Source organism: Rhizobium sp. 18055 (genome assembly GCF_902706285.1).
In the GTDB taxonomy this organism is placed as follows: Bacteria; Pseudomonadota; Alphaproteobacteria; order Rhizobiales; family Rhizobiaceae; genus Rhizobium.
In genome coordinates, this window is record NZ_CACSKD010000078.1 from 1 (window position 1) to 700 (window position 700).

The following is a 700-nucleotide window of genomic DNA, read 5'->3' on the forward strand; positions in this document are numbered from 1 at the left end:
GTGCAGGCCAGGGCGGCGGCGGCGGTGAGCCAGGTGCGCAAGCGCATTCGAGAGTCTCCGAAAGTGGATGGGATGGAGACTGGAGCTTAGGAGGAAAGAGAGGTGAGGACACGGGGGCAATACCCGTGGGAGCCGTCTGCAGCAGGCGCAGGCCTCGGGTCAGACACCCCTCCCATCCATTCCTTGCACCGCCTCCGACAGGAACTCCGCCGCCGCCCGCACCCTTGCCGTGCGCTGCAGATCCGGATGCATCACCATCCACACGTCGTAGTCGTGCGCGCGCCGGCGGTCCGGCCAGAGGCGGACGAGCCCCTCGCGCTCCCCCATCCACAGCGGCATTTCCCCGACGCCGATGCCGGCCGCCACGGCCTTGCGCACCATCAGGCTGGAAGGCACGGCGGCGGCGATGCGGCCCTGGCGGGCGGGGACGCCGGCCAGGGTGAGGCAGGACGCGTTCTCGAGGTACGGAGCGTAGGCGACGAGGTGGTGTCCGCGCAACTCATCTTCGGGCAGGGGCTGGCCGAAGCGCTCCAGGTAGGCAGCGCTGGCGAACAGCCCTACGGGCCAGGAAGCCACGCGCCGCACCACCAGGTCGGGCGTGTCCGGCCGCACGTTGCGAAACGCAATGTCGGCCTGCCGGTGCGCAAGGCTCAGCAGTTGCGCGGAGACCTGCAGGTCCACGCGGATCTGCGGCCAGCGC

1 protein-coding gene is annotated in these 700 nt (G+C 70.4%); it reads right to left on the reverse strand.

Annotation, left to right across the window (positions count from 1 at the left end; genetic code table 11):
• Positions 1–159 precede the first annotated feature (159 nt).
• Positions 160–700: LysR substrate-binding domain-containing protein (locus GVL52_RS31505; RefSeq protein ID WP_244619320.1), on the reverse strand; the 541-nt coding region annotated here is incomplete at its 5' end.